This is a genomic window from Ruegeria lacuscaerulensis (assembly GCF_013031245.1).
In the GTDB taxonomy this organism is placed as follows: domain Bacteria; phylum Pseudomonadota; class Alphaproteobacteria; order Rhodobacterales; family Rhodobacteraceae; genus Ruegeria; species Ruegeria lacuscaerulensis_C.
The window spans coordinates 1-16,631 of the sequence record NZ_WPZL01000026.1 but is presented as its reverse complement, the minus strand read 5'-3'; the positions used below and the strand labels follow the sequence as shown (position 1 = coordinate 16,631).

General features: G+C 54.8%; 27 protein-coding genes and 1 pseudogene. 1 reads left to right on the top strand and 27 read right to left on the bottom strand.

The window, feature by feature from the left end; all coding sequences use genetic code 11:
• Nucleotides 1-126: 126 nt before the first annotated feature.
• The 21 genes and pseudogenes from rpmD to GOX66_RS20225 form a co-directional block, all read right to left on the bottom strand.
• Nucleotides 127-315 (bottom strand): 50S ribosomal protein L30, encoded by a 189-nt coding sequence (gene rpmD, locus GOX66_RS20325; RefSeq protein ID WP_170764963.1) that lies wholly within the window; start codon nucleotides 313-315, stop codon nucleotides 127-129.
• Nucleotides 316-327: 12 nt separating this feature from the next.
• Nucleotides 328-897: a 30S ribosomal protein S5 gene (gene rpsE, locus GOX66_RS20320; RefSeq protein ID WP_058283505.1), complete on the bottom strand. Its 570-nt coding sequence runs from the start codon at nucleotides 895-897 to the stop codon at nucleotides 328-330.
• A gap of 116 nt (nucleotides 898-1,013) precedes the next feature.
• Nucleotides 1,014-1,373 (bottom strand): 50S ribosomal protein L18, encoded by a 360-nt coding sequence (gene rplR / locus GOX66_RS20315; protein ID WP_010437103.1) that lies wholly within the window; start codon nucleotides 1,371-1,373, stop codon nucleotides 1,014-1,016.
• Nucleotides 1,374-1,384: 11 nt separating this feature from the next.
• Nucleotides 1,385-1,918: a 50S ribosomal protein L6 gene (gene rplF / locus GOX66_RS20310; RefSeq protein WP_170392896.1), complete on the bottom strand. Its 534-nt coding sequence runs from the start codon at nucleotides 1,916-1,918 to the stop codon at nucleotides 1,385-1,387.
• Nucleotides 1,919-1,929: 11 nt separating this feature from the next.
• Entirely contained in the window at nucleotides 1,930-2,322 is a 393-nt protein-coding gene (rpsH, locus tag GOX66_RS20305; protein ID WP_039523381.1) for a 30S ribosomal protein S8, read from the bottom strand.
• A gap of 13 nt (nucleotides 2,323-2,335) precedes the next feature.
• Nucleotides 2,336-2,641, bottom strand: a complete 306-nt coding sequence (gene rpsN, locus GOX66_RS20300; protein ID WP_010437098.1) for a 30S ribosomal protein S14 — start codon at nucleotides 2,639-2,641, stop codon at nucleotides 2,336-2,338.
• A gap of 19 nt (nucleotides 2,642-2,660) precedes the next feature.
• On the bottom strand, nucleotides 2,661-3,221 hold the full coding sequence (gene rplE, locus GOX66_RS20295; protein WP_170764961.1) for a 50S ribosomal protein L5: 561 nt from the start codon (nucleotides 3,219-3,221) through the stop codon (nucleotides 2,661-2,663).
• The gene (gene rplX, locus GOX66_RS20290; protein ID WP_170440482.1) at nucleotides 3,214-3,525 is read right to left on the bottom strand and encodes a 50S ribosomal protein L24; all 312 of its coding nucleotides are present in this window, start codon (nucleotides 3,523-3,525) and stop codon (nucleotides 3,214-3,216) included. Before rplX ends, rplE begins: the two co-directional genes overlap by 8 nt.
• Before the next feature lie 2 nt (nucleotides 3,526-3,527).
• On the bottom strand, nucleotides 3,528-3,896 hold the full coding sequence (gene rplN / locus GOX66_RS20285; protein WP_008757934.1) for a 50S ribosomal protein L14: 369 nt from the start codon (nucleotides 3,894-3,896) through the stop codon (nucleotides 3,528-3,530).
• Between the two features lie 75 nt (nucleotides 3,897-3,971).
• Nucleotides 3,972-4,202: a 30S ribosomal protein S17 gene (rpsQ, locus tag GOX66_RS20280; RefSeq protein WP_039538279.1), complete on the bottom strand. Its 231-nt coding sequence runs from the start codon at nucleotides 4,200-4,202 to the stop codon at nucleotides 3,972-3,974.
• Nucleotides 4,203-4,206: 4 nt separating this feature from the next.
• Nucleotides 4,207-4,413, bottom strand: a complete 207-nt coding sequence (gene rpmC, locus GOX66_RS20275) for a 50S ribosomal protein L29 (RefSeq protein WP_037311745.1) — start codon at nucleotides 4,411-4,413, stop codon at nucleotides 4,207-4,209.
• A 998-nt stretch (nucleotides 4,414-5,411) separates the two neighbouring features.
• A complete protein-coding gene (locus GOX66_RS20270; RefSeq protein ID WP_170764959.1) occupies nucleotides 5,412-6,032 on the bottom strand; it encodes a 2OG-Fe(II) oxygenase family protein in 621 nt (206 codons plus the stop codon).
• A 77-nt stretch (nucleotides 6,033-6,109) separates the two neighbouring features.
• Nucleotides 6,110-6,511, bottom strand: coding sequence for a YybH family protein (locus GOX66_RS20265; protein WP_170764957.1), 402 nt, complete (start codon nucleotides 6,509-6,511; stop codon nucleotides 6,110-6,112).
• A gap of 125 nt (nucleotides 6,512-6,636) precedes the next feature.
• Nucleotides 6,637-7,050, bottom strand: coding sequence for a 50S ribosomal protein L16 (gene rplP / locus GOX66_RS20260; RefSeq protein ID WP_085823145.1), 414 nt, complete (start codon nucleotides 7,048-7,050; stop codon nucleotides 6,637-6,639).
• Between the two features lie 12 nt (nucleotides 7,051-7,062).
• Complete coding sequence (gene rpsC / locus GOX66_RS20255) at nucleotides 7,063-7,773, bottom strand: 30S ribosomal protein S3 (RefSeq protein ID WP_008758042.1); 711 nt, start codon at nucleotides 7,771-7,773, stop codon at nucleotides 7,063-7,065.
• Nucleotides 7,773-8,153 carry a 50S ribosomal protein L22 gene (rplV, locus tag GOX66_RS20250; RefSeq protein ID WP_039538267.1) on the bottom strand — a complete coding sequence of 127 codons (381 nt, stop codon included), beginning with the start codon at nucleotides 8,151-8,153 and terminating at the stop codon, nucleotides 7,773-7,775. The genes rpsC and rplV overlap by 1 nt, the downstream gene beginning before the upstream one ends.
• A 3-nt stretch (nucleotides 8,154-8,156) precedes the next feature.
• Nucleotides 8,157-8,435, bottom strand: a complete 279-nt coding sequence (rpsS, locus tag GOX66_RS20245; protein ID WP_010437056.1) for a 30S ribosomal protein S19 — start codon at nucleotides 8,433-8,435, stop codon at nucleotides 8,157-8,159.
• 3 nt (nucleotides 8,436-8,438) lie between these two features.
• Nucleotides 8,439-9,281 (bottom strand): 50S ribosomal protein L2, encoded by an 843-nt coding sequence (gene rplB / locus GOX66_RS20240; protein WP_008757664.1) that lies wholly within the window; start codon nucleotides 9,279-9,281, stop codon nucleotides 8,439-8,441.
• A gap of 260 nt (nucleotides 9,282-9,541) precedes the next feature.
• On the bottom strand, nucleotides 9,542-10,777 hold the full coding sequence (locus GOX66_RS20235; protein WP_170764956.1) for a serine/threonine-protein kinase: 1,236 nt from the start codon (nucleotides 10,775-10,777) through the stop codon (nucleotides 9,542-9,544).
• A gap of 59 nt (nucleotides 10,778-10,836) precedes the next feature.
• A pseudogene (locus GOX66_RS20230) lies at nucleotides 10,837-10,914 on the bottom strand (50S ribosomal protein L23); the annotation flags it as partial.
• 4 nt (nucleotides 10,915-10,918) lie between these two features.
• Nucleotides 10,919-11,500, bottom strand: a complete 582-nt coding sequence (locus GOX66_RS20225) for a YceI family protein (RefSeq protein WP_170764954.1) — start codon at nucleotides 11,498-11,500, stop codon at nucleotides 10,919-10,921.
• A gap of 149 nt (nucleotides 11,501-11,649) precedes the next feature.
• On the opposite strand from GOX66_RS20225, the gene GOX66_RS20220 reads away from it, so the two are divergent.
• The gene (locus GOX66_RS20220) at nucleotides 11,650-12,045 is read left to right on the top strand and encodes a MarR family winged helix-turn-helix transcriptional regulator (RefSeq protein WP_170764952.1); all 396 of its coding nucleotides are present in this window, start codon (nucleotides 11,650-11,652) and stop codon (nucleotides 12,043-12,045) included.
• 97 nt (nucleotides 12,046-12,142) lie between these two features.
• On the opposite strand, the gene GOX66_RS20215 is transcribed toward GOX66_RS20220, so the two are convergent.
• The 6 genes from GOX66_RS20215 to GOX66_RS20190 form a co-directional block, all read right to left on the bottom strand.
• The gene (locus GOX66_RS20215; protein WP_010437040.1) at nucleotides 12,143-12,439 is read right to left on the bottom strand and encodes a 50S ribosomal protein L23; all 297 of its coding nucleotides are present in this window, start codon (nucleotides 12,437-12,439) and stop codon (nucleotides 12,143-12,145) included.
• On the bottom strand, nucleotides 12,436-13,053 hold the full coding sequence (rplD, locus tag GOX66_RS20210) for a 50S ribosomal protein L4 (protein WP_170764950.1): 618 nt from the start codon (nucleotides 13,051-13,053) through the stop codon (nucleotides 12,436-12,438). Before rplD ends, GOX66_RS20215 begins: the two co-directional genes overlap by 4 nt.
• On the bottom strand, nucleotides 13,050-13,775 hold the full coding sequence (gene rplC / locus GOX66_RS20205; protein ID WP_170574972.1) for a 50S ribosomal protein L3: 726 nt from the start codon (nucleotides 13,773-13,775) through the stop codon (nucleotides 13,050-13,052). The genes rplD and rplC overlap by 4 nt, the downstream gene beginning before the upstream one ends.
• An 18-nt stretch (nucleotides 13,776-13,793) precedes the next feature.
• Nucleotides 13,794-14,108, bottom strand: a complete 315-nt coding sequence (gene rpsJ, locus GOX66_RS20200) for a 30S ribosomal protein S10 (protein WP_008756422.1) — start codon at nucleotides 14,106-14,108, stop codon at nucleotides 13,794-13,796.
• Between the two features lie 189 nt (nucleotides 14,109-14,297).
• Nucleotides 14,298-14,888, bottom strand: coding sequence for a hypothetical protein (locus tag GOX66_RS20195; protein ID WP_170764948.1), 591 nt, complete (start codon nucleotides 14,886-14,888; stop codon nucleotides 14,298-14,300).
• Between the two features lie 299 nt (nucleotides 14,889-15,187).
• Entirely contained in the window at nucleotides 15,188-16,432 is a 1,245-nt protein-coding gene (locus GOX66_RS20190) for a cation:proton antiporter domain-containing protein (protein WP_170764946.1), read from the bottom strand.
• Nucleotides 16,433-16,631 lie beyond the last annotated feature (199 nt).

The window sequence follows — 16,631 nt, the reverse complement described above, 5'->3', positions numbered from 1 at the left end:
GAATGTGGGCCAATGAGCAAGCAAATGAGTAGATCGGGCTCGAAGCGGACAAACGGAAAACTCCAAGCACTAAAAAACGCCCCCGACCATGTCGAGGGCGTTCCTAATTCTTCAAAGAACTCGCGCTTAGCTGCGCTCTTCGACGATCTCTACCAGATGCGGGATCTTGTTGATCATGCCGCGAACCGAAGGAGTATCTTCCAGCTCACGGGTCTTGTGCATCTTGTTCAGGCCCAGGCCGATCAGGGTTGCGCGCTGTTCGGCGGGGCGGCGGATCGGGGATCCGACCTGCTTGACGACGATGGTTTTTGCCATGGGTCGCTCTCCTTATGCTTCTGCTTCAGCAGCAGCCGGTGCTTCGTCCCGCTTGGGCAGGATGTCAGCAACCTTTTTGCCACGACGCTGTGCGACCGAACGCGGGCTCTGCTCTTTCTGCAGGCCGTTGATGGTGGCGCGGATCATGTTGTACGGGTTCTGCGAGCCCAGCGACTTGGACACAACGTCCTTGACGCCCAGCATTTCGAACACGGCACGCATCGGACCACCGGCGATGATACCGGTACCTTCAGGTGCGGTGCGCATAACCACTTTACCGGCGCCGTGACGGCCCTCGATATCGTGGTGCAGGGTACGACCTTCGCGCAGTTGCACGCGGATCATCTGACGCTTGGCTTGCTCAGTCGCCTTACGAATGGCTTCAGGTACTTCTTTCGCTTTACCTTTGCCAAAGCCGACGCGGCCTTTCTGATCGCCGACAACCACCAGAGCGGCGAAGCCAAAGCGCTTACCACCTTTTACGGTCTTCGACACACGGTTGATCGCAACCAGGCGATCTGCAAATTCCGGTGCTTCGTCGCGGTCGCGGCCACGGCCCCGACGGTTTTCACGTTCTGCCATCTTGGCATCCCTTTTCTCTAGAGGCGCTCTCGGCGCCGTTTATTCAATCCAAGTGAGCCCCGACTATCGCCGAGGCCCCCGGATCATCGGGGCAGCCGCAAAGCTGCCCGCAGGTCTTAGATCTTCAGACCACCTTCACGCGCAGCGTCGGCGACAGCCTTCACTTTGCCGTGGAACAGGAAGCCGCCACGATCGAAATAGGCCTCTTCGACGCCTGCCTTCTTGGCACGCTCGGCGATGGCCGCGCCCACTTTGGTGGCCGCTTCGACGTTGTTCTTGCCAACAACACCCAGATCTTTTTCCAGGGTCGAGGCCGAGGCCAGGGTCACGCCACGTACGTCGTCGATCAGCTGAACAGAGATGTTCTTGTTCGAACGGTGTACGGACAGACGCGGACGACCCGCGTTGACCTTGCGAAGTTTGTTCCGAACGCGCAGGCGGCGCTTCAGAAACAGGGTTCTTTTGCTGTTTGCCATTGTCTGCGTCCTTACTTCTTCTTGCCTTCCTTGCGGAAGATGAACTCGCCCTTGTAGCGGATACCCTTGCCTTTATACGGCTCGGGACGGCGCCATTCGCGGATTTTGGCCGCAACTTCGCCCACCTGCTGCTGGTCGATACCTTCCACAACGATCTCGGTCTGCTTCGGTGCGGTGATGGTGACACCTTCCGGAGCAGTGAAATCAACATCGTGGCTGTAACCCAGGTTCAGTTTCAGGGTGTTGCCCTGCATCTGCGCCCGGTAACCAACACCTTGGATCTCCAGCTCTTTTTTGAAGCCGTTGGTCACGCCTTCAACCAGATTGGCAACCATGGTGCGGCTCATGCCCCACTGCTGGCGCGCACGCTTGGACATGCCGCGGGGGTCGATCTTGACCACGTTGTCTTCAACCGACAGCGTCACGTCGTCGGTTGCGGTGAAGCTGCGGGTGCCTTTCGGACCTTTGACTTCGATGGTCTGGCCGGACACAGAGGCGGTAACGCCGCTGGGCAGCTCGACCGGTTTTTTACCAATACGAGACATTGCAGACCTCCTTAGAAGACGGTGCAGAGCACTTCGCCGCCAACATTGTTGGAGCGTGCGTTCTGGTCCGACATCACACCTTTCGGAGTGCTGACAATCGACACGCCCAGACCCTGACGGACCTGCGGGATGTCATTGACGCCCATGTACACGCGACGACCGGGTTTCGAGACCCGCTTCAGTTCACGAATGACAGGGGTGCCTTCGTAGTATTTCAGGCTGATTTCGATGGCCGGATGACCGTTTTCACCGGTCGTCTTTTCATAGCCACGGATGTAACCTTCGTCCGCCAGCACGTCCAGAACCCAACCGCGCAGCTTGGAAGCCGGGGTGGAAACGGTGGACTTGCCGCGCATTTGCGCGTTGCGGATGCGGGTGAGCATATCGCCGATAGGATCGTTCATATCTATGTCTCCCTTACCAGCTCGATTTCACCATGCCGGGGATCTGACCAGCAGAACCCAGCTCGCGCAGCGCGATACGGCTGACCTTCAACTTACGGTAGTAAGCGTGGGGACGACCGGTCAGCTGACAGCGGTTGTGAAGACGGGTAGCCGAGCTGTTGCGCGGCAGTTTCGCCAGTTTCAGACGCGCCTTGAAACGCTCTTCCATCGGCTTGCTCTCGTCATTCGCGATTTCTTTCAGCTCGGCACGCTTTGCGGCATATTTGGCCACCAGGCGCTCGCGCTTCTTCTCGCGTTCGATCATTGCTTTTTTAGCCATGTCTCAATCCTCCCGGCGCTTACGCGTTGAACGGCATGTTGAAAGCTTTCAACAGTGCCTTTGCTTCAGCGTCGGTTTTCGCTGTGGTGGCAATTACGATGTCCATGCCCCAGACCTCGTCGACCTTGTCGAAGTCGATTTCCGGGAACACGATGTGCTCTTTCATGCCCATGGCAAAGTTGCCACGACCATCGAAAGACGGCTTCACACCGCGGAAGTCACGAACGCGCGGCATCGCGATGGTGATCAGACGGTCCAGGAATTCGTACATCCGGTCACCGCGCAGGGTCACTTTTGCACCCAGCGGCATTTCTTCACGGACGCGGAAACCCGCGATCGACTTTTTCGCCTTGGTTGCAACGGCCTTCTGGCCGGCAATCGCAGTCAGATCCTCGACGGCAGCTTTCGCTTTCTTCGAGTCTTTGACCGCTTCAGCACCACAACCGATATTCAGAACGATTTTTTCCAGCTTGGGCAGCTGCATGTCGTTCTTGTAGCCGAACTCTTCTTTCAGAGCGGCACGGATGGTTTCAGCGTACTGAGCTTTCAGACGCGGGGTGTAGGTTGCGTTATCAAGCATCGATCACGTCCCCCGTGGTCTTGGCGAAGCGCACTTTCTTGTCACCTTCCATGCGGAAGCCAACGCGGGTTGCTTTGCCGTTCTTGTCCAGCAGAGCCAGGTTCGACAGTTCGATCGGGTTTGCCTGAGGCAGGCGACCACCCTGGCTGTTCTGGGTCTGGCGGGTGTGGCGGATGGCGATGTTGATGCCGTCGACAACAGCTTTACCGGCTTTCGGGTCAACCGAGGTGATGGTTCCCTCTTTGCCCTTGTCCTTGCCGGCCAGCACGACGACCTTGTCGCCTTTGCGGAGTTTAGCAGCCATGATTACAGCACCTCCGGAGCCAGCGAGATGATTTTCATGAAGTTCTTGCCGCGCAGTTCACGAACAACCGGGCCAAAGATACGGGTACCTACGGGCTCGTTGTTGTTGTTCAGGATGACGGCGGCATTGCGATCGAAACGGATCGCGGTGCCGTCTTCGCGACGGACTTCCTTGGCGGTGCGTACGACGACGGCCTTGCGGACGTCACCTTTCTTCACGCGGCCGCGCGGGATGGCTTCCTTCACCGAGACGACAATGATGTCGCCGACGGAGGCGTATTTACGCTTGGAACCACCCAGGACCTTGATGCACTGAACTCGGCGAGCGCCGGAGTTGTCAGCGACATCCAGATTGGTCTGCATCTGGATCATGTGGTTTCTCCCGACCTGTGGGGGCTGGTCTGGTTAGATCCCCCAGGGTTTCGACAAATGAAAAATCCCGGAAGCTTACGCTTCCAGAACTTCCCAACGTTTCGTCTTCGATTTCGGCGCGCATTCGATGATGCGTACGGTGTCGCCGACCTTGAAGGCGTTCTTTTCGTCATGAGCCCGGTATTTCTTGGACTTACGAACGGTTTTGTGCAGCAGCGGGTGCTTGAAGCGGCGTTCAACCGAAACGGTCACGGTCTGCTCGTTGGCGTCGCTGGTTACGATTCCGGACAGGATACGCTTGGGCATCTGATTACTCCTCGGATGCCGCAGCAGCGGCCTTTTCGTTCAGAATGGTTTTAACGCGGGCAGCATTGCGGCGGGCCGCTTTGATGCCGGCGGTGCTTTCCAGCTGACCGGTGGCCTGTTGAAAGCGCAGGTTAAAGCTTTCTTTCTTCAGGTTGGCCAGTTCCTCGCGGAGCTGGTCCGGGGTCTTGTCACGCAGTTCTTGGGCGTTCATCGCCTTTTTCCTTTGCTCAAAACACCAGAAGGCCCCGTACACGGGTCACCTTGGACCTGGTGGATGAATGATAGACATACGAATCCCCCGACTCAGCCGGGGGAACGCAGGATGCCGCCGTATAAGGGTTTGGGGGGTGGGTGACAAGGGAAAGTTTCAAGCAGCCGTTCTGCGATATGCCGATCATCAGTTTTAAAGCAAATTAATAAGACAGGTAGATTAAATCGAACAAAAAATCCTACAATCGATTCTATGGAACACGCCAGTACATATTCAATTGCCGGGTTTCCGGAAGCGGTGGGCATAATATTTGTCATTGTTACGTTGAGTTTCGCGCTCGCTCCATGGTTTGGGGGCGCCGAAATCGCCAGTTACAAAATCCCCGAGCTTAAACCAGACGCAACCCGACGCCTACGCGTTTTCGGACCACTATTTTTTGTTTTATCGTTGGCGGCATTCTATCCATTGTGGCCAATCGATGACACGGATTTTTCAGCTCCAAGAAGTATCGGAGTGGGTGTTGAGTCTGCTAATCACAGCGAACGTCGAAATGAAACACAAAATGAGGGCTCAACGGCGCCAGCAGTGATCCAGAAAAGTCCCGTTAAACCGGACGTGGCGTACTCCACAGCGGTTCGGGAGGAAAAAGTAGTTTATGGATGTATCGGGGAAAGCTTGGGAGCTTGCCGTCAGTTATATGGTAGCCTCCCTGGCGAAATTGAGTATCATCGCGACTGCCGGTGGTTCAGGGCCAATTCTGGGTCAAACCAAAATCAAACTTTTGCAGACGAGGTTTGCCGGGATCTTGCTTCCAGTGTTGAATCCTACACCGGCTCTCGAATTGCCACGGAAGCAGGTGGAGTTTGCGGTTTCGGATACGTTAAAATAGTTTGTACAATTGTGTCGAATTGATTAAACGAAAAATCGTTGAGGCTAGCCGTCCTAACCTCTCAAATAAATTTCCACTAGTTTTCTGAGATTTTCGGAGACCTTCTACTCTAATCCCACTTATAATTAAAACTCACTGAAATCCGCTCTTCCTCGGCCATGTTCATCGGCACCTCATGGCGCAGCCAGCTTTCCCACAGCAGAACATCGCCTACCTGAGGCTTCATGTAGATGAACGGCTGCAAATCCCGCCGCCCGCCCTTAAGCCGCGTCGGTGCGGCCATCATGCGGCCTGAACGAGGGTCTTCCAGTTTCAGAGCACTTGCGCCTTCAGGCATCGAGACATAGGTGGTGCCCGAAATCACGCTGTGCGGGTGCAGGTGGCTGGAGTGCATGCCGCCTTCGGGCAGGATGTTGATCCACAGGTCCTCGAGCTTCAGCTCGCCCTCACCCAGATCGAACTCCAGATCCTTGGCAAAGGCCGCCACGTGGCTGTCCAGCGCCGTGACCAGATCGGCAAAGATCGGGAACCGCCACGGCAGATCAGTCAGCGAGGCATAGCTGGTGTAGCCGGGATAGCCGTTCTCTTCACACCATTGCTGCCCGGCCTCATCATCTTCGGCGATGACAAGGCAGGAACTTTCCAGCTCTTCCTGGTCGATCTTGGGATCAAACTCGGACAAAGCTGCGCGATAAAGACGGGTAACGAAGAGTGATTCAATCTGTGCCATAGGCGTCCCTTACCCCAATTGGCAGCAAGGTGCGATAGCCGAAACGGTTCGCGCCTTTGTCGACGCGATACCCGTATTCACAGATCAATATAGGGAAGCGGATCAGAGTGATGCACAATCAGTTTCCAGACGCCATCCTCGTTACGATAAATGTTAGTGCCGCGCATCCGAATACTTGAACCATCACCCTGCCCCGTTACCTCGGAGAAATGGTGCACGGTGGCGAGGCTATCCGCCACGAAGATATGCCTTTTGAGAACCTTGATCGAACCGCCCAGATGCGCCTGCCCCTGCGCAACCCAATCCTGATCCGTGACTTTCCACCCAACGTGAAACAAACTTGAGGACGGCCCCATGTATATGACGTCATCCGCGTGAGACCAAAGCGCCTCCATCGGCCCTATATCACCTTCGAACATCGCATTCAGTGCGGAGAAGAAGCTTTCGTCAATCGATTCAATCTCTGATTTGGAAACCATTTGGAAACTCCCTGTTTTGAAATCGCTCGCTGAAATGTGCGACAGGGTGAAGAGTAACGCATCTTGTCAGAAAACAAAAAACCCCGCCGGATAGGCGAGGTTTTCTAAATTTGTCAAAGACAGGCTTACCAGTCTTCGCGGACCACGACGCGGGTCTTGATCGGCAGCTTCATCGCGGCCAGGCGCAGGGCCTCGCGGGCGATGTCGTCATTGACGCCATCGATCTCGAACATCACGCGGCCAGGCTTGACTTTACATGCCCAGCGGTCGACCGAACCCTTACCTTTACCCATACGAACTTCGATCGGCTTTGCAGTGACCGGAGTGTCGGGGAAGATGCGGATCCAGACACGACCCTGACGCTTCATGTGACGCGTCATGGCACGACGTGCAGCTTCGATCTGGCGCGCGGTTACACGCTCAGGCTCAAGAGCTTTCAGGCCGTAGGTGCCAAAGTTCAGATCAGAGCCGCCCTTGGCTTCGCCCTTGATCCGGCCTTTGTGCATCTTGCGGAATTTAGTACGCTTTGGTTGAAGCATATCTTTCCCTCCTTAGCGACGACCGCCACCAGCACCACGAGGTGCAGGGCCGTCCTGGAGTTCCTGTGCTTTACGGTCACGTGCCTGCGGATCGTGCTCCATGATCTCACCTTTGAAGATCCAGACCTTGATCCCGATGATCCCGTAGGGGGTCATCGCTTCGGCATGTGCGTAATCGATGTCGGCACGCAGGGTGTGCAGAGGCACGCGGCCTTCGCGATACCACTCGGTCCGTGCGATTTCGGCGCCGCCCAGACGGCCAGCGACGTTCACCCGGATACCCAGGGCGCCCATGCGCATGGCGTTCTGAACCGAGCGCTTCATTGCGCGACGGAACGAAACACGACGTTCCAGCTGCTGAGCGATGGACTCGGCAACCAGCTGCGCGTCAAGCTCGGGCTTGCGCACTTCGACGATGTTCAGGTGCAGTTCGCTGTCGGTCATTCGAGCAAGCTTTTTGCGCAGAACTTCGATGTCTGCACCTTTCTTGCCGATGATGACACCGGGACGTGCAGTGTGGATCGTCACGCGGCACTTCTTGTGCGGACGTTCGATGATCACACGGGCAACACCGGCCTGCTTGCACTCTTTGTTGATGAACTCACGGATCTTGAGGTCTTCCAGCAGAAGATCACCGTAGTCCTTGGTGTCGGCGTACCAGCGGCTGTCCCAGGTGCGGTTGACCTGCAGGCGCATGCCGATCGGATTTACTTTATGACCCATTAGGCTTGCTCCTCAACTTGACGCACCTTGATGGTGATCTCCGAGAACGGCTTCATGATCTTGCCGAACCGACCACGGGCACGCGGGCGACCGCGCTTCATGACCAGGTTTTTGCCAACCCATGCTTCGGCGACGATCAGCTCGTCGACGTCCAGGTTGTGGTTGTTCTCGGCGTTGGCGATTGCGGACTGCAGGCACTTCTTGACGTCCTGCGCGACACGCTTGTTCGAGAAAGTCAGGTCGGTCAGAGCCTTCTCGACTTTCTTGCCGCGGATCATTTGCGCAACCAGGTTCAGTTTCTGCGGGCTGGTGCGAAGCATGCGGGTTTTCGCCATTGCTTCGTTTTCAGCCACGCGGCGGGGGTTCTTTTCCTTGCCCATGACTTACTTCCGCTTCGCTTTTTTGTCTGCGGCGTGGCCATAATAGGTACGGGTCGGCGAGTATTCACCGAACTTCTGACCGATCATGTCTTCCGAGACGTTGACGGGGATATGCTTATGGCCGTTGTACACACCAAAGGTCAGACCCACGAACTGGGGCAGAATGGTGGAACGACGCGACCAGATCTTGATGACTTCGTTGCGGCCCGACTCGCGCGCTGCTTCGGCTTTTTTCAGCACGTAAGCATCGACGAAAGGACCCTTCCAAACAGAGCGAGACATAGATTAACGTCCCTTCTTCTTGGCGTGCCGCGAGCGGATGATCAGCTTCTGGGACGCTTTGTTCTTGTTGCGGGTACGCTTACCCTTGGTGTCCTTACCCCACGGAGTAACCGGCGTACGGCCACCCGAGGTACGACCTTCACCACCACCGTGCGGGTGATCGATCGGGTTCATTGCAACACCACGAACCGACGGACGAACGCCTTTGTGGCGCATACGGCCGGCTTTACCGAGGTTCTGGTTCGAGTTGTCGGGGTTGGACACGGCACCAACGGTGGCCATGCATTCCTGACGGACCATGCGCAGCTCGCCCGAGCTCAGACGGATCTGAGCGTAGCCGCCATCGCGACCAACGAACTGAGCGTAAGTACCGGCCGCACGTGCGATCTGACCGCCTTTGCCAGGCTTCATCTCGATGTTGTGGACGATAGTACCGATTGGCATGCCCGAGAACGGCATTGCGTTGCCCGGCTTGATGTCAGCCTTGGCGGATGCCACGACTTTGTCACCAACAGCCAGACGCTGCGGAGCCAGGATATATGCCTGCTCGCCGTCTTCGTATTTTACCAGTGCGATGAATGCGGTCCGGTTCGGGTCATATTCGATCCGCTCGACGGTTGCCGCGACATCAAATTTATTCCGTTTGAAGTCAACGATCCGGTAGAGACGCTTTGCGCCACCGCCGCGGCGGCGTGAAGTGATCCGTCCGGTGTTGTTCCGGCCGCCCGATTTGGTCAAACCCTCAGTGAGAGACTTGACCGGACGTCCTTTCCAAAGCTCCGAACGGTCGATCAGCACCAGCCCGCGCTGGCCCGGCGTCGTCGGCTTGTACGACTTGAGTGCCATGCTTTCTGTCTTCCGTTTAGCAAGTGCAGGGGGTTTCCCTGCTATGTGATAGGCCCCCGTAGGTGCCAAGGGTATAGGGCCCCGAAGGTCCCCGGTTACAAATATCAGAGGCCCCGGAACGAATCCGAGGCCGCAAGATTGGGTGCATTTAGCAGTGTTGGGGGTGGGTGTCTATAGGGTTCCTTGAGATTCCCAGTAGACTCGATTGCTCACCACAAGCGCTGTACAAATCTGTTGATTTCTTAAAGTAAATCCAGGCTTCAAAAGGGTATGTCGTCGTAATCAATTTTAGGCTCTGTGCGTTCACATGCCTCTAAGCGCAGAATTAGATTTTCCAAAACTATGCTACGCTTTTCCTCCGATAGCCCTCGCATCAGCTCGATGAATTTGAGTAGCGTCTCAACCTCGACTTCGGTGCTCGTCCAAAATCGGAAAGAGCCCAATACAAAAACAGATACCAACTTGTTTGGAGCAGCAAGCGTTTCTTCGAGCATTGTCTTTCGATAAAGTTCCTCGAGTTTATTCAGCACTTTCGCAGGCTCTCTGTCAAAACGCGCATCAGATTGAATTGACGAAACCACTTCAGATAAAGCCTTGGCAAAACTTCGATACGTACCAATTTCCCCTTCGGAGAAGGCGAGTTCAGAGAACTTGCCCTCATTTATCGAGCGTTTGACGTCCTCGAATGATGCAGTGCGACTAGCACGATCCGGGTTACACATTGAGATCAAGAGCAGCCTATACTTGAAGTCGCTTAAACCACATTCCTGAATTGCCAGCTGAAAGAGCTTTCCAACAAAATAAACTTCAGTCTGAAAATCATATTTTGCATCAGAGAACTCGGGAGGAGTTTCACACCACCAATTAAGAGAGATACTCTTTCTATCATCCCCAGATTTTCCGATGTCGATTTCTTTTCCGAAACCAAAATCTATAATCTTGGGTGTGCCCGTCTCTTCGATGAGAATGTTGGCGGGGCGAATGTCGCGATGGAGAATCCCTCGCGACTGCAAATGCGCAAACCCATCGACAACACCCTCGAACACTCTGTCCGCTTTAGCTGGGTATTGCTTGAGGTAGTCCAGTAACTCCGTACCCGAAACATATTCCATCAGAATGTACGACGTTTTGTACTCACTGTAGTCAAAGTAGTTGAAAACTCGGACGATGTTTGGATGATTGAGCCTAAACAGTATCCGCGCTTCGTCACGGAACCTTCCAAGCAACTCTGAAAAAAGATCTGGATCGTCTTTCTCCGCAATTATCGGCAGATACTTCTTCGCAACGAAGTCGGCATCCATTCCTTCGTCTCGAAGGTGGACCGTCTCGCCACAAGCACCGTTTCCTAGAACTTCTAACAAAGTGTACTTAGTTGGACGATTGAATTCGATCTTACTAGATTTGTTCATAAGGGGTTTAGCCAATTTCGTTATCTCAACTAATTGGAGCAGAGTTTGCCTCAAAACGAAACCAATCCCGACAAAAATCTCCCGCATAACAAACAAAAACCCCCGCTTTCGCGGGGGCCTTTATTTCTCTCCAAAGACGGGTTCGATCAGAGACCGGTGGACACGTCGATGGTGTTCCCCTCTTCCAGGGTCACATATGCTTTCTTGACGTCTTTCCGACGCACTGGCTTACCCGTCCGCCTTCATCTCAGTATCAATCATGATAGTGATCGGCCCGGTCGAAAACGGACCCACGCCAAATTCCATGTGGTCGATCTCAGTCGTCGCCGAGAAGGCCACCCAATCGCCCTGATAATAGTCAAGGATGCTGCCCATCGGGTGTTCGCCCTGATGCGTTATTGTGGTTTTCAGAGTCACGGGCTTGGTCACGCCATGGATAGTCAGGTCGCCGGTTACATCCGCCGTGGTGTCACCGGTCCGTTTAATCCCGGTGCTGACAAAGGTGATCTCGGGATAGGTTTCAACCTCCAGAAAATTCGCGGACTTCAGGTCGTCGTCCAGAGGTCCGAATCCCGAAGCCAGGCTACTTGCGTCAATCGTCACGTTCAGCGTCGAGGCCTCCACATCTTCTGCGTTCAGGTTCAGCACCCCTTCAACCTTGGTGAACTCTCCGTGCTGCGTCGAAACTCCGGCATGGCTCCAGTTGAACCGGACTTCTGTATGCCCTTGGTCGGTTTTGTAGGTCTGCGCAAAGGCCGGCGTCACAGCGATGGTCAAAGCAACTGCGGCGATCGTAGATTTGAATGTCATGGCGATATTCCTTTCATCCGATTGGCACTGGAATTTAGATGAATTTTCATCTAAATGAGCCAACATAAACCTGCAAATAGTTTTGGAGTAAACACGAAGTTGTGAAGCGCAATCTGCCGACACCGTTGGAAACAGATATATGGGTGGCCATGAACCGGACCACCCGGATCATCCAATCGGACATCAGCGCAGCCCTGAAAGATGCCGGTCTGCCACCGTTGAAGTGGTACGACCTGCTGTGGTCCATAGAACGGCACGGAGGAAGATTGCGTCCTTACGAGCTGGCGCAGGACGTCATCTTTGAACAGTCAAACTTGTCTCATATGAGCCGGCGCCTGGCTGCGGAAGACCTGATTGAAATAATCGAACACGACGGCGACCGGCGCGGCAAGGTCCTGCAACTCACCGACAAGGGAAGAGACCTGCGCAAACGTATGTGGGCTATTTACGGGCCTTTGCTGCACGAAAAGATGAGCGCCTTCGCCAATTCCGACGGCTGGAAGGTTTTCATTGATACCGCCCGGGCTCAAGCAGCGTCAGATTGAAATCACCTCAGGCAATGTACAGAGTACCATGCGCAGGTAGTGACAAAAAAACCCCCGCTGACGCGGGGGTTTTGTTTCTCTCCAAAGACGAGTTCGATCAGAGACCGGTGGACACGTCGATGGTGTTGCCCTCTTCCAGGGTCACATATGCTTTCTTGACGTCTTTCCGACGACCCAGCTGGCCGCGGAACCGCTTAACCTTGCCTTTGGTCACGGTGGTGTTGACCGCCTTGACCTTTACACCAAACAGCGCCTCAACGGCCTCTTTGATCTGCGGCTTGTTGCTGTCGATCGCCACTTCAAAGACAACCGCGCCATTTTCGGACGCCATGGTCGACTTTTCGGTGATGACCGGCTTGCGGATCACGTCGTAGTGTTCTGCCTTCGCGCTCATTTCAGACGAGCCTCCAGTGCTTCGACAGCCGCTTTGGTGAGCACCAGAGTGTCACGCTTGAGGATGTCATAAACATTTGCACCCATCGACGGCAGGATATCCAGACCTTCGATGTTGCGCGACGCCTTCAGGAAACCTTCGTTCACGGTCGCACCGTCGATGACCAGAGCGCGTTTCCAGCCCAGGTTTGCAACCTGTTTGGCCAGAGCGGCGGTCTTGCCTTCAGCTTCAGCGTTCTCGATCACGACCAGTTCACCTGCCTTGGCTTTTGCCGACAGAGCGTGGCGCAGACCAAGCTTGCGGAACTTTTTCGGCAGGTCATGACCATGCGAACGCACCACGGGGCCTTTGTAGATACCACCACCGCGGAAGATCGGCGCGTTACGGTCACCATGGCGTGCGCCACCGGTGCCCTTCTGGCGATAGATCTTCTTGGTCGAGTAGCTGGTTTCCGAGCGGGTCTTGACCTTGTGGGTGCCGGCCTGCGCGTTGTTGCGCTGCCAACGGACCACACGGTGCAGGATGTCCGCGCGCGGCTCCAGGCCGAACAGGTCCGCATCCAGCTCGATGTTGCCGGCTTTGCCGCCGTCCAGTTTGATTACATCAAGTTTCATGCTTCACCACCTTCCGCGGGTGCTTCTTCCGCAGGTGCTTCGGTTGCAGCCGATTTCACAGCAGCCGGGAAAGGCAGGCCTTCCGGTGCTTTCTTCTTGACGGCGTCCTTGACGGTGACCCAGCCCGATTTCGGTCCGGGAACGGCGCCTTTGATGAAGACCAGGTTCCGGTCGGCGTCGGTTTTGACGACTTCCAGGTTCTGGGTGGTGACACGGGCAGCACCCATGTGACCGGCCATCTTCTTGCCTTTGAACACCTTGCCCGGGTCCTGACACTGACCGGTCGAACCGTGCGAACGGTGGCTGATCGAAACACCGTGCGAAGCACGCAGACCACCGAAGTTGTGGCGCTTCATCGCACCGGCAAAGCCTTTACCGATCGATGTGCCGGAAACGTCAACCTTCTGACCTTCCAGGAAGTGTTCAGCCGAAATCTCGGCGCCCACTTCGATCAGGCCATCTTCGGAGACGCGGAACTCGGCCAGCTTACGCTTGGGCTCAACCTTGGCAGCGGCGTAGTGACCGCGCATGGCTTTCGAGGTGCGTTTTGCCTTGGCAGCACCGGCGCCCAGCTGAACGGCGGTGTAGCCGTCTTTGTCAGCGGTACGCTGTGCAACGACCTGCAGGTTGTCTAGGTGAAGAACGGTCACAGGGATCTGCTTGCCGTCTTCCATGAACAGGCGGGTCATGCCGACTTTTTTTGCGATAATACCAGAGCGCATAATCTATACCCTCCGATCTTACGACTGCAACTTGATCTCGACGTCCACACCAGCAGCGAGGTCGAGCTTCATCAGCGCGTCAACGGTCTGGGGGGTCGGATCAACGATGTCGAGCAGACGCTTGTGCGTACGGATCTCGAACTGGTCGCGGGACTTCTTGTCAACGTGAGGGCCACGGAGAACCGTGAACTTCTCAATCTTGTTCGGCAGCGGGATCGGGCCGCGCACGTTCGCGCCGGTCCGCTTGGCAGTGTTGACGATCTCTTGCGTGCTGGCATCCAGAACGCGATAGTCAAATGCCTTCAGCCGAATACGGATGTTTTGGCTTTGCATATTAACAGCCTTTTATCAGGCGTTGAGGTTGAGAGGAGGACAGACGCGCATCGCCAACCCTCATCGAACCCAAAAGGCGGGAATCACCCCGCCTTGATGTTCTTATTGAGAACTCGCGCGGCTTACAGGGGTTGGTGGGGTTTGGCAAGCGGGAAATGAAGCTAAGCTGCCAATGTCGGAGCCGCCACTTCAACGACCTGCATAATCGACATCGTCCAAAACTCTGCGCGCATTCAGCATCGATAAATGTCGCTCGACATCATAGCTTAAACTACGAATTCTGTCCGCCTCTACACCCATAACAACGATCATAAGTGCATGGGCGAATGGGAGACGCTCCAAAAGTTTGTCATCAACGACGCTTTCGAAATGATCCACAAACTCTTTCACGTCTTCGTCGGACACCCTAAAATCCAGCTCATGCGCCAGTTTATTCCGAAGGCTGTTTACCTTCTTCGCCCAGTACAGTTTTTCACTGGAAAGAATACCTAGAGAATACAGCAACTCAGCCTTTTGGTTGAAGGCCATTCTATCAGTTCTTACGGTCGCATCTGAGATGAACTGATCATTCAAGAAAACGCTCAAAATATGATCCAATGCCAAGTGAGCATTTAGAACCTGCGTTCCTCGATTGTTTAGCCGAAGACGTTTTCCTACTTTATTTTCTTCAAAACAGGTCTTCCGGCACAACTCTTTCACTCGGCCTTTTGGTGCATCCAATGGGTTTAGATAACCTTCGCTTTCGATTTTCCTCATTATTGCGGTAATCGCTTGTTTCAATTCTCGCTCCTCAATCGGATTTTGGGAATCCACTATCTTCATACAAACGCTTTGAATGTGATCAATAATGTTTCTCAATGGTTGCTTAGTTTAATCCTAGAACAGCTTTTCTGCTTCACCCCAAATCTTTTTGAAAATCTCAAGGCAAAAAAAGCCGCCCCGGATTGGAGCGGCCTTCTTTAGTTCAACCGAGTGGACTCTCATTGCTCCTTCAGAGCAACTGCCGGCCACCAGTCGGCAGAGCCGACCTACTCGATGATTTTCGACACGACGCCGGCGCCGACGATGCGACCACAACTTTAGCTCTCTGCCGGTTCTTTAGGCAAGTATCGGGGCGCAACGACCTTGTCGTAAAACACAAAAAACAACGGCGTCAGCACCATCGACAGGGCAACGACAATGATCAGCGTGTTCGCTAGATCGGCACTCAGCACATGCGTTGCAACCGAGAAGGACAGCAACACAAACCCGAACTCTCCTGCCTGCGCCATTCCCAGCGCAAACAGCCAATTGTTCCCGCCAGAGACGCCAAATAGCCGACCAAGAATATACAAAACCACGGCCTTAATGGCCATCACGCTAAGGGTCAACGCGACAACGAAACCCAAGTGTTCCATCATTAATCCAAAGTTCACCGAGGCGCCGACGCTCACAAAGAACAAGCCCAGAAACAAACCCTTGAACGGAGTGATCTCCTTTTCGAGCGTGTGCCGATACTCGCTGTTTGCCAGTACGACGCCGGCAATGAACGCCCCCAGCGCGGGCGTCAGGCCAACCGCCATCATCAGTACGGCGACGCCGACAACGATGGTAAGGGCCATGGCAGTCAAAAGCTCGGGCAGATTGGCGGACTCGACATATCGAATAACCGGTCCGGTAAAATATGACCCGCCTACGATGACCAGGATGATCGAGCCAAGCGTCACAACCGCCCTGAGCCATTCGGGCAAGGCCTGAACAAGGTTCAGTGAAAACCCGGAACTGACAGCAGGCCCGTGGCTGACCGTGTTGATACCCGTGGCCGCAAGATCAGGCAGCGCCAACAGCGGCAGTAACGCCAAAATAGGGATCACCGCGATGTCCTGCATCAGCAAAACAGAAAAGCTCGCCTGCCCTCCGCTACCCATGAGCAAACCTTTTTCGTGCAGGGTTTGCAGCACAATTGCCGTAGACGACAGCGAAAAAATGAGCCCGATTGTTAGTGCCGCCTGCCAATGCTGACCCAAAGCGATCGCCAACCCCATAATGGCAAGAGTCGTACAAATCAGTTGCAACCCGCCCAACCCCAACAACCTGTGCCGCAGGTCCCAAAGCTTTTTGGGCGCAAGCTCCAAGCCTATTAAGAACAGCATCATGACAACGCCAAATTCGGCAAACTGCTCCAGGTTCTCTACATCAACGTTCAAGGCTGACAAACTTGGGCCAAGTAGCATGCCCGCGATCAGGAACCCCAGAGCCGAACCAAGCCCAAGCCAAACGGCGATGGGGACAATAGCGATTCCCGACCCAAGGAGGATAAAGGACAGAAGAAGAAAACTTTCCATTTAAGTTTAGAAACCGCTCCTACGTCTTTCTTCAAAAAAAGCACCGCATCTATGGGCCGGGCTAACCAGTGCAGCATACATTCACCTCATCCCACCGTCGAGGCAATTGGGTTAGCACCGATATGTTTGCCAACGGAGGTTCACAAAAAAGGGCGTCCCGAGGGACGCCCTTTCCACAAGTTCTCGCGGGTGCGAATTA

Coding starts and splice junctions, on each gene's coding strand:
- rpmD (WP_170764963.1), bottom strand. CDS start 315: ATGGCAAAAACCATCGTCGTCAAGCAGGTCGGATCCCCGATCCGCCGC.
- rpsE (WP_058283505.1), bottom strand. CDS start 897: ATGGCAGAACGTGAAAACCGTCGGGGCCGTGGCCGCGACCGCGACGAA.
- rplR (WP_010437103.1), bottom strand. CDS start 1,373: ATGGCAAACAGCAAAAGAACCCTGTTTCTGAAGCGCCGCCTGCGCGTT.
- rplF (WP_170392896.1), bottom strand. CDS start 1,918: ATGTCTCGTATTGGTAAAAAACCGGTCGAGCTGCCCAGCGGCGTTACC.
- rpsH (WP_039523381.1), bottom strand. CDS start 2,322: ATGAACGATCCTATCGGCGATATGCTCACCCGCATCCGCAACGCGCAA.
- rpsN (WP_010437098.1), bottom strand. CDS start 2,641: ATGGCTAAAAAAGCAATGATCGAACGCGAGAAGAAGCGCGAGCGCCTG.
- rplE (WP_170764961.1), bottom strand. CDS start 3,221: ATGCTTGATAACGCAACCTACACCCCGCGTCTGAAAGCTCAGTACGCT.
- rplX (WP_170440482.1), bottom strand. CDS start 3,525: ATGGCTGCTAAACTCCGCAAAGGCGACAAGGTCGTCGTGCTGGCCGGC.
- rplN (WP_008757934.1), bottom strand. CDS start 3,896: ATGATCCAGATGCAGACCAATCTGGATGTCGCTGACAACTCCGGCGCT.
- rpsQ (WP_039538279.1), bottom strand. CDS start 4,202: ATGCCCAAGCGTATCCTGTCCGGAATCGTAACCAGCGACGCCAACGAG.
- rpmC (WP_037311745.1), bottom strand. CDS start 4,413: ATGAACGCCCAAGAACTGCGTGACAAGACCCCGGACCAGCTCCGCGAG.
- GOX66_RS20270 (WP_170764959.1), bottom strand. CDS start 6,032: ATGGCACAGATTGAATCACTCTTCGTTACCCGTCTTTATCGCGCAGCT.
- GOX66_RS20265 (WP_170764957.1), bottom strand. CDS start 6,511: ATGGTTTCCAAATCAGAGATTGAATCGATTGACGAAAGCTTCTTCTCC.
- rplP (WP_085823145.1), bottom strand. CDS start 7,050: ATGCTTCAACCAAAGCGTACTAAATTCCGCAAGATGCACAAAGGCCGG.
- rpsC (WP_008758042.1), bottom strand. CDS start 7,773: ATGGGTCATAAAGTAAATCCGATCGGCATGCGCCTGCAGGTCAACCGC.
- rplV (WP_039538267.1), bottom strand. CDS start 8,153: ATGGGCAAGGAAAAGAACCCCCGCCGCGTGGCTGAAAACGAAGCAATG.
- rpsS (WP_010437056.1), bottom strand. CDS start 8,435: ATGTCTCGCTCTGTTTGGAAGGGTCCTTTCGTCGATGCTTACGTGCTG.
- rplB (WP_008757664.1), bottom strand. CDS start 9,281: ATGGCACTCAAGTCGTACAAGCCGACGACGCCGGGCCAGCGCGGGCTG.
- GOX66_RS20235 (WP_170764956.1), bottom strand. CDS start 10,777: ATGCGGGAGATTTTTGTCGGGATTGGTTTCGTTTTGAGGCAAACTCTG.
- GOX66_RS20225 (WP_170764954.1), bottom strand. CDS start 11,500: ATGACATTCAAATCTACGATCGCCGCAGTTGCTTTGACCATCGCTGTG.
- GOX66_RS20220 (WP_170764952.1), top strand. CDS start 11,650: ATGAACCGGACCACCCGGATCATCCAATCGGACATCAGCGCAGCCCTG.
- GOX66_RS20215 (WP_010437040.1), bottom strand. CDS start 12,439: ATGAGCGCGAAGGCAGAACACTACGACGTGATCCGCAAGCCGGTCATC.
- rplD (WP_170764950.1), bottom strand. CDS start 13,053: ATGAAACTTGATGTAATCAAACTGGACGGCGGCAAAGCCGGCAACATC.
- rplC (WP_170574972.1), bottom strand. CDS start 13,775: ATGCGCTCTGGTATTATCGCAAAAAAAGTCGGCATGACCCGCCTGTTC.
- rpsJ (WP_008756422.1), bottom strand. CDS start 14,108: ATGCAAAGCCAAAACATCCGTATTCGGCTGAAGGCATTTGACTATCGC.
- GOX66_RS20190 (WP_170764946.1), bottom strand. CDS start 16,432: ATGGAAAGTTTTCTTCTTCTGTCCTTTATCCTCCTTGGGTCGGGAATC.